General features: G+C 44.4%; 7 protein-coding genes. 4 read left to right on the top strand and 3 right to left on the bottom strand.

From position 1 onward, the window contains the following. The first annotated feature begins 54 nt into the window (after positions 1 to 54). From RDS42_RS09310 to RDS42_RS09295, 4 genes are all read left to right on the top strand, one after another. Positions 55 to 1,947 (top strand): glucose PTS transporter subunit IIA, encoded by a 1,893-nt coding sequence (locus RDS42_RS09310; RefSeq protein ID WP_308783425.1) that lies wholly within the window; start codon positions 55 to 57, stop codon positions 1,945 to 1,947. Further along, positions 1,947 to 3,371, top strand: coding sequence for a glycoside hydrolase family 32 protein (locus tag RDS42_RS09305; RefSeq protein ID WP_308783424.1), 1,425 nt, complete (start codon positions 1,947 to 1,949; stop codon positions 3,369 to 3,371). Before RDS42_RS09310 ends, RDS42_RS09305 begins: the two co-directional genes overlap by 1 nt. A gap of 290 nt (positions 3,372 to 3,661) precedes the next feature. Then, on the top strand, positions 3,662 to 4,747 hold the full coding sequence (locus RDS42_RS09300; RefSeq protein ID WP_308783423.1) for an MFS transporter: 1,086 nt from the start codon (positions 3,662 to 3,664) through the stop codon (positions 4,745 to 4,747). Between the two features lie 88 nt (positions 4,748 to 4,835). Further along, positions 4,836 to 5,384, top strand: coding sequence for a stage V sporulation T C-terminal domain-containing protein (locus tag RDS42_RS09295; protein ID WP_308783422.1), 549 nt, complete (start codon positions 4,836 to 4,838; stop codon positions 5,382 to 5,384). A 63-nt stretch (positions 5,385 to 5,447) separates the two neighbouring features. Here the strand turns inward: RDS42_RS09295 and RDS42_RS09290 are convergent, their stop codons facing one another. The 3 genes from RDS42_RS09290 to RDS42_RS09280 are packed head-to-tail and all read right to left on the bottom strand — an operon-like array spanning position 5,448 to position 8,616. Beyond that, positions 5,448 to 6,479, bottom strand: coding sequence for a 3-deoxy-7-phosphoheptulonate synthase (locus RDS42_RS09290; RefSeq protein WP_308783421.1), 1,032 nt, complete (start codon positions 6,477 to 6,479; stop codon positions 5,448 to 5,450). Positions 6,480 to 6,532: 53 nt separating this feature from the next. After that, on the bottom strand, positions 6,533 to 7,099 hold the full coding sequence (locus RDS42_RS09285) for a M15 family metallopeptidase (protein ID WP_308783420.1): 567 nt from the start codon (positions 7,097 to 7,099) through the stop codon (positions 6,533 to 6,535). A gap of 53 nt (positions 7,100 to 7,152) precedes the next feature. Further along, on the bottom strand, positions 7,153 to 8,616 hold the full coding sequence (locus RDS42_RS09280) for a nicotinate phosphoribosyltransferase (protein ID WP_308783419.1): 1,464 nt from the start codon (positions 8,614 to 8,616) through the stop codon (positions 7,153 to 7,155). Between the last annotated feature and the right edge of the window lie 135 nt (positions 8,617 to 8,751).

Here is an 8,751-nt window from a genome sequence, read left to right as displayed (position 1 = left end):
AAATATTATATGGAAACGATAACATAATAAAGGGAAAGAGAAAAGGAGGAAGCTATGGACTACAAAAAAACAGCCCAGGAGATCTACGATCACGTAGGGAAAAAAGACAATATTATTTCCGCAGCACACTGTGCCACACGTCTGCGTCTTGTGATCGCAGACAACAGCAAAGCAGACAAGGATGCAGTAGAAAACATCGATGGAGTAAAGGGTGTATTCTTTGCCCAGGGGCAGATGCAGATCATTCTGGGAACAGGAGTTGTCAATAAGGTTTATGATGAATTTATCAGAATCGCCGGGATTTCCGAAAGCAGCAAGGAAGAACTGAAAAAGGTGGCGGCGTCAAAGGCAAATCCTTTCCAGAGACTGATCAAGACGCTGGGAGATATTTTTGTTCCGATCATTCCGGCTATTGTTGCCAGCGGTTTCCTTATGGGTATCATGGAAGCCCTGAACTTTATGGTAAATAATGGATTCCTGGATATTAATACAAGCGGATCTATTTATACGTTTGCGCAGATTTTCAGCAACACCGCCTATACATTCCTGCCAATCCTTATTGCATACAGTGCAGGTAAGGTTTTTGGAGCGAATCCCTACCTGGCAGCAGTAATCGGTATGATTATGATCCATCCCAATCTGCAGAATGCATGGACAGTTGCAACAGAAGGAGTACAGGCTACCCAGAAAGTATGGTTCGGGCTTTATTCCATTGATATGGTAGGCTATCAGGGGCACGTGATCCCGGTAGTGATCGCTGTGTGGGTGCTGGCGCAGATTGAAAAACGTCTTCATAAAGTAGTTCCTGCTATGCTGGATCTTTTTGTGACACCTCTTGTCAGTGTTTTTGTGACAGGTTACTTAACACTTTCTATTATCGGACCGGTATTTGTAACAGTTGAGAATGGACTTCTGGACGGCGTACAGTGGCTGATTGCTCTGCCTTTCGGAATTGGAAGCTTTATCATGGGAGCTTTTTATGCGCCAACAGTAGTAGCCGGTGTCCATCACATGTACACGATCATCGATCTGGGACAGATTGCCAAATTTGGAATGACATTCTGGCTTCCTCTGGCATCTGCAGCAAATCTGGCCCAGGGCGGCGCAGCTCTTGCAGTTGCCCTTAAAACAAAAGATCAGAAGATTAAATCTATGGCAGTTCCTTCAGCATTAAGCGCCTGCATGGGAATTACTGAGCCGGCGATCTTCGGTGTCAATCTTCGTTTCGGGAAACCTTTTATTACCGCATGTATCGGCGGCGCCTGCGGCGCGCTGGCAGCTTCCATTACCGGACTTGGCGCAACAGGAACCGGTGTAACAGGAATTTTTGGTATTCTGCTTTGCCTGAACCAGCCGGTGGCATATCTTCTTATGATGGCAGTTTCCGTAGGTGTGTCATTTGCACTTACCTGGATGTTTGGATATAAAGATGAAGAAAAAGAACAGAAAAAAGAAACAGCAGAAATAATAACAAAATCAGACAGTGAATCGGAATCCCCCCTTCTTTTCAGCCCTCTGGAAGGCACAGCAATTCCTATGGCTCAGGTAAAGGATGAAACCTTTGCAGCAGAAGTCCTTGGAAAAGGAGTTGCTGTGATTCCGGAAAAGGGTCAGGTAAAAGCACCCTGTAATGCGGTGGTAGAAACTGTTTTTGATACAAAACATGCTATTGGGCTGAAAGCAGACAACGGTGCGGAGCTTCTGATCCACATTGGAGTAAATACGGTAGAGCTTGGCGGTAAATATTATGAAACTCATGTAAGTGAAGGCGATCATGTAAAGGCAGGACAGCTTCTGATCACCTTTGATATGGACAGGATCAAAGAGGAAGGCTACGATGTAACAACTCCTCTGATCGTAACCAATACAGACGAATATCAGGACGTAAAAGTCCTGAAAACAGGAAAAGTAGATTACAAAGATCATGTACTGGAGCTGATAAAATAATGAGTACACTGACAAAGGTTCTTGCAGAAGAGATTAGAAAGATCGAAGAAACAAAATTTATGGAGAGAGATCTTTTTCCTCACCGGCTGACCCATCATCTGATGCCTCCGGCCGGCTGGCTGAACGATCCGAACGGACTGTGTTATTATAAGGGAAGATATCATGTGTTCTTTCAGTATTCTCCTTTTGAGGTAAAGGGAGGACTGAAATTCTGGGGACATTATTCCAGTGAGGATCTTGTAAGCTGGAGATATGAGGGAGTGCCCCTTTATCCGGACAGCCCGATGGACTGTCACGGTGTTTATTCCGGCTCTGCTCTGGCAGAGAAAGATACCATGCATCTTTTTTATACCGGGAATGTAAAGCTGGACGGAGATTATGATTACATTAATAATGGACGCATCACCAGTACCATTCATGTGGAGAGCACAGACGGGATCCGTTTCGGCGTGAAGGAGGAGGTGATCCCTGCCTCCCAGTATCCGGAAGACTATACCTGCCATATTCGGGATCCAAAGGTATGGAAAGAACATGACCAATATCACATGGTACTTGGAGGAAGAAAGAAAAATGATCAGGGAGCAGTACTGTTTTATCGTTCAGAAGATCTGAAAAAATGGGAATTTGACGGAGAACTGACGACAGAAAAGCCATTTGGATATATGTGGGAATGTCCGGATGTGTTTGAACTGGATGGACAGAAAATCCTTTCTGTATCTCCCCAGGGTGTGAAAAGAGAAAAATACCGTTATCAGAACATTTATCTTTCCGGATATTTCGTGATGAAAGAGGAGAAAGTTCAGGCTGAGGATTTCTGCGAATGGGACATGGGATTCGATTTTTATGCCCCTCAGACCTTTCTGGATCAGAAAGGCAGAAGGCTCCTTATTGGATGGATGGGAATGCCGGATGCGGACGAGGAATACCAGAACCGTACTCTGGAAGAAGGCTGGCAGCACTGTCTGACGGTTCCAAGAGAACTGAGATACCAGAACGGAAAAATATACCAGTATCCTGTGGAAGAGCTTATGAATCTCCGCCGCTGGGAAAAGAAACTGTCTCAGGAGGACAGAGAAGTGGAGATAGAAGGAGCCTTTGATCTGGAGCTTCAGTTGGAAAAAGGATCTGTGAAGGTGGTTCTCACAGATGTCTTTACACTGGAGCACAAAGACGGAATTCTGACTCTTACAATGAATGAGGAGGCCGGGGCAGGACGCAGCAGCCGAAATGCCTGTGTGGAACAGGTGAAGGATATCAGGATCCTTGCGGACACCTCGGCAGTGGAAATTTATGTGAATCAGGGAGAAGTGGTTTTCTCCTCCAGATTTTACGGAAAAACTCCGGTGCATACTCTGAAGATAGAAGCAGAGGAATTCCGGGGAGGGTTCTGGAAACTGGAAAAGATGAAGATAATAAAAGCATAAATTCTTGCCATTGGCAATATGCTGTGATATAGTAATAACTGTGTCAGAGGTGTCAGATCCGGCGCCTCATGACACAGAAATATTTAAAGAAAATCAGAAAGGAGCGCAGTACGGATGAAGTGGAAAACATGTAATCTTCAGCTTGTAAATGGATGCAGTTTTTACGCTTACAGGGATAGTGCGCTCTTTTTTAGGAATTACTGATCTGGTTCAGGCAGATCCGGCAATTTTATAAAGACGTTTACTATCTCTTATTCATGTGTTTATTTTACAGAATAGGAGATTTTTTTATGTATAAAAGACAAATAAGAAAGCTGTATCTGGCAGCGGTTTTTGAATCCTTTGCGCTGGGAAATGCTGCCTGGGTGGCGCTTCTGGCTCAGAGAGGATATTCCATCGGACAGATTGGAATACTGGAAGCAATTTTTCATGTGGTAAGTTTAACCGGTGAGATTCCATCAGGCGTTATGGCAGATGTCATTGGAAGGAAAAAGGTTATGGTACTGAGCAGGATCATGTCTCTGCTGTCAGCGCTGGCGATGATCTTTTCCCGATCCTTCTGGAGTATTGCCATTGCAGTAGGAATCAGTGCGCTAAGCTACAATCTGGCATCAGGGACAAGAGAGGCGCTGGCTTATGAAAGCCTGAAAGCTTATGGGAAGGAATCAGAATATAACCGTTTTTCTGCCACAGAAATGATGATCTACCGGATTGGGACAGCCTGTTCCACACTTCTGGCAGGTTTTTCCCTTATGCTGGGCTATCGGAAAGCCTATAGTCTGGATGTGGTCTTTGGTATATTTGGAGTGGTGACAGCTTTGGGATTGTGTGAAATGGCACAGCCGTCTGTTTCTGACAAAGATGGTATCAGAATGCGCTTCAAAGCCTGTGTAACAGAAAGTATTCTGTTTTTAAGGAAAAATCCAAAGGTTATGGGACTGATCCTGGTAAATTCTTTTGTGGGAGCTGTTTCTACACTGCTTTTGTTTTTTCTTCAGGCAAAGCTTCCGGAAATAGGACTGACTCCGTCGCTTCTTGGCCCGTCGTTGTTTTTCATGCAGATGGGCGCTGCCCTTGGAGCAAAGCTGGTACAGTATTGTTCCCGGCTCAGATTCAGAGGGATTGTGATATTCAGCATTTCCGGCATCGCAGCTGCACTGGGATCTCTGGTTCCCGGAAATCCATATATAGTGATCGCAGGCGGGTTTATGGCAGCATTTTTTGATGATTTTATGGAAGTAAGAGCAGATATTATTTTAAATGAAAAAGTACCTTCTCAACAGAGATCCACATTGATATCTGTAAGCTCTTTCAGCTTTTCGGTGATTATGATCATTCTCTCACCTTTTATGGGATGGGTTTTTGACAGAATTTAGTTTTTTTGTGTGAAACAGGTATAAAATTCCTCCATTTACAGATACTATTTCCAGAATCGGAAAGTACAGTAAATGGAGGAATTTTTATATGAAAGCTACAGGAATCGTACGGAGGATCGACGACCTGGGAAGGGTGGTCATCCCGAAAGAAATACGGCGGACTTTACGAATCAAGGAAGGAACTCCTCTGGAGATTTTTACAGACAGAGAAGGAGAGATTATTTTAAAAAAATATTCTCCAATTGGAGAACTGAGTATATTTGCAAAGGAATATGTGGAGGCTCTTGCACAGACAACAGGCTTTCTTGCCTGTATCACAGACCATGATCAGGTGGTTGCGGCAGCCGGTCATGGAAGCAGAGAAATTGCAGGAAAAGAGATCAGTAAAGAACTGGAGGAGAGTATCGCGGCCAGAGAAGCCAGATGCTTCCGGCCGGGAGAGAAAGGAAGCATTCCGGTTATATCAAACCAGAAAGAAATGGAAGGCGCAGAGATTCTGCAGCCGATCATCTGCGCCGGGGATGCCATAGGGGCAGTAATCCTGATAGGAAAAAATGAAAAGGATGTATTTGGGGATACGGAAAGGATGCTGGTGCAGACAGCAGCAGGGTTTCTGGGAAGGCAGATGGAGCAGTAGCTTAAAAAGGCATAGAAAAACCACCCTCACAACTTTGACCAGTTTTGGGTGGCATTTTCTATGTCAGCATTTCTCAGCGATTTCGTAGATCAGTTTTTCGGTATCCTCCCATCCCAGACAGGGATCGGTGATGGAACAGCCTGGTATCATGTGGTCACTGATGTCCTGACGGCCTTCCAGCAGATAGCTTTCTATCATAACACCTTTTACAAGCTTTTTCAGATCTGCATTGTAATTACGGCTGTGAAGGACTTCACTGACAATACGGATCTGTTCTTTATATTGTTTTCCGGAATTGGAATGATTTACGTCAACAATGACAGCAGGATTTTTCAGTTCCCACTTCTGATATAATTCTGCCAGACGTACAAGTTCCTCATAATGATAGTTGGGCTGAGTCTGACCGAATTTGTTGACACCTCCCCGGAGAATGGTGTGTGCAAGTTCATTTCCGCCGGTTTCCACATCAAAGCCCCTGTAAATGAAATGATGGGAGTGCTGAGCGGCAGTAACAGAATTCAGCATAACGGAAAGATCACCGCTGGTAGGATTTTTCATTCCCACAGGAATATCCATTCCGCTGGCTGTCAGCCGGTGCTGCTGATTTTCTACAGAACGGGCTCCGATGGCTTCATAGGAAAGGACATCGTCCAGATAGCTGCGATTTTCCGGATAAAGCATTTCATCTGCAGTAGAAAGCCCTGTTTCCTCTAAAACGCGGATGTGCATTTTTCGGATGGCAATAATTCCGCCAAGGAGATCAGGCGCCTTGTCCGGTTCCGGCTGGTGGAGCATACCTTTGTAGCCGTCTCCTGTAGTGCGGGGTTTATTTGTATAAACTCTTGGAATGATCATAAGCTTGTCCGAAACCTGATCATTTACTTTTTTCAGCCGGTTTACATATTCACAGACAGTCTCTTCATTGTCTGCAGAGCAGGGACCAACAAGAACAACGAATTTATCAGATTCCCCGGTAAAAATCCGGCGGATTTCATCATCTCTCCGGGCTTTTATTTTTTTCAGCTCATTGCTTAAGGGATACTGGGTTTTGAGTGTATCCGGTAAAGGAAGCTGGTGATTGATCTTCATTGACATAATATATTTCCTCCGTAAGTAAAAATAGGGCATTTTTAAACATTCACAGTATATCACTTTAAATCAAGAAAGTCCACAGAATTCTCCATCATATGATATTCTTCCAGAGTCAGTCCGGTAAGGGTAAGATAGGAGGCCAGAGGCCTGGTCACATAACGGATATGCCAGGGTTCCCATGGAAATCCGGTAATGTGTGTTTTATTTTCCGGATAACGGATAATAAAACCATAGAGAGGCGCATGTTTTTTCAGCCAGAGTCCCTCTTGAGTTTCCGCAAAGGCTTCCGTCAGCTCCATATGCACAGCAGGGCAGGAAAGATCAAGAGCAAGTCCGCTCTGATGTTCACTGGTTCCCGGAGCTGCAACGTAATTATTTCCTGTATAGAGTTCTTTTTGCCGGATGTAAGAGCGATATCCGGAGATACAGTAAAGGCTCAGTCCTTCCATGCGGCTTCTTGCTGTCAGCTCCAATGCGGCATGGGCTGTTTTTTCTTCCAGAAGACGTTTTGGATCGCCTGGTATGGCGTCAAATGGCAAGCCTGTATCTATCAGATGTTTTGGTATAAAATCCGCAGGAAGCGGGTTTTTGCTGTTAATAAGGATCGTGTAGTCTTTGTCCATAAAAATCCCCCCTCACCTTTTATGATATGAAAGGCAGCAGGGGGATATGACTTTTAATCAAGAGCCTTTTCGCTCATTTCTTCCAGCAGGTTTTTCTTCAGGTCGTAAAGCTTCTGAGAAAGATCCACATAAACTTTCTGAGGATTGATGAGACGTCGGGACTCATCCCAGAGAGTATTTTGTTCTTTCTGGCAGTAATCCCGGATATCCATGACATCAGGAGAAGTGTAAACACGTTTTCCTTCCCGGATCACAGGGATCAGAAGTTCACGTATTTCATAGGTTCCTCCCAGAACTTTGGTCTTTTTCCAGGTATCTACAGGGTCAAAGATGATCATGGTCTCTTCAGGATCAAAAACTTCGTCAGCAAGACAGATAAGGTCTGCCTTGATCTTTCCGGTGGTTTTGCTGTAGATACGATAAACGGTTTTATTTCCCGGATTGGTGACCTTTTCGGTATTTTCAGAAAGTTTAATCTTAGGAATAAAGTTATTGCTGTCTGAATCTTTAACGGCAGCCAGTTTATATACACCGCCAAAGGCTGGATTGTCTTTGCTGGTGATCAGATTGGTTCCTACACCCCAGGAATTGATCTTGGCATCCTGAGTTTTCAGACTGTCGATCAAATATTCATCCAGGTCGCTGGAGGCTGCGATGGTGGCATCATCAAAACCGGCAGCAGCCAGCATTTTGTAGGCTTCTTTGGACAGATAAGCCAGATCGCCGCTGTCGATGCGGATGCCATATTTTGTCAGTTTGATCCCCTCTTCACGCATTTCCTCAAATACACGTATGGCATTGGGAACACCGGATTTCAATACGTCATAGGTATCTACAAGAAGTGTACAGGAATCAGGATACATTTTTGCATAGGTTTTAAAGGCGGTATACTCATCCGGGAAACTCATGATCCAGCTGTGGGCATGGGTACCGAGAACCGGAACATGGAACATCTGACCGGTAAGTACATTGGATGTTCCTACACAGCCTGCGATCACGGCTGCGCGAGCTCCGTAAATGCCGGCATCCGGTCCCTGGGCGCGGCGAAGTCCGAATTCCATTACACCGTCTCCGCGGGCTGCATAGCAGACTCTGGCGGCTTTGGTGGCAATGAGACTCTGATGATTAATAATGTTCAGGATTGCAGTTTCCACAAGCTGAGCTTCCATGATAGGAGCGATTACCTTGACAATGGGTTCACGGGGGAAAACAACCGTTCCTTCCGGAATGGCATAGATATCACCGGTAAAGTGGAAAGTACTCAGATAGTCCAGAAAATCTTCCTGAAACATATCCAGACTTCTTAAGTATTCTATATCTTCTTCTGTAAAACGCAGATTTTCGATATATTCGATCATCTGTTCCAGGCCTGCCGCAATTGCAAAGCTTCCTCCGCATGGATTGTTACGGTAAAACATGTCAAAAATAACAGTTTGATTTGTGGGGTTTTTAAAATAACCCTGCATCATGGTCAGTTCATAGAGATCAGTGAGCAGAGTAAGATTGTTTGCTCTCATATAATGTCTCCTTCTATAAATACTACTGCAGCAAATATAAATCAAAAGATGCATTTACCGGTATTTTACGTGAATGCATCAGAAATTTATTATTTGGTTTGTCAGATACAATTTTTTGCTTATTGCTTTATTATA

The sequence above is a fragment of the uncultured Blautia sp. genome (assembly GCF_902497045.1).
Classification (GTDB): domain Bacteria; phylum Bacillota; class Clostridia; order Lachnospirales; family Lachnospiraceae; genus Blautia_A.
This window is presented reverse-complemented; position numbering and strand designations above follow the sequence as displayed.

Excerpts from the sequence above, each read along its gene's own strand:
- RDS42_RS09295 (WP_308783422.1), top strand. The coding sequence starts at position 4,836 with ATGAAAGCTACAGGAATCGTACGGAGGATCGACGACCTGGGAAGGGTG.
- RDS42_RS09280 (WP_308783419.1), bottom strand. The coding sequence starts at position 8,616 with ATGAGAGCAAACAATCTTACTCTGCTCACTGATCTCTATGAACTGACC.
- RDS42_RS09310 (WP_308783425.1), top strand. The coding sequence starts at position 55 with ATGGACTACAAAAAAACAGCCCAGGAGATCTACGATCACGTAGGGAAA.
- RDS42_RS09290 (WP_308783421.1), bottom strand. The coding sequence starts at position 6,479 with ATGTCAATGAAGATCAATCACCAGCTTCCTTTACCGGATACACTCAAA.
- RDS42_RS09285 (WP_308783420.1), bottom strand. The coding sequence starts at position 7,099 with ATGGACAAAGACTACACGATCCTTATTAACAGCAAAAACCCGCTTCCT.
- RDS42_RS09305 (WP_308783424.1), top strand. The coding sequence starts at position 1,947 with ATGAGTACACTGACAAAGGTTCTTGCAGAAGAGATTAGAAAGATCGAA.
- RDS42_RS09300 (WP_308783423.1), top strand. The coding sequence starts at position 3,662 with ATGTATAAAAGACAAATAAGAAAGCTGTATCTGGCAGCGGTTTTTGAA.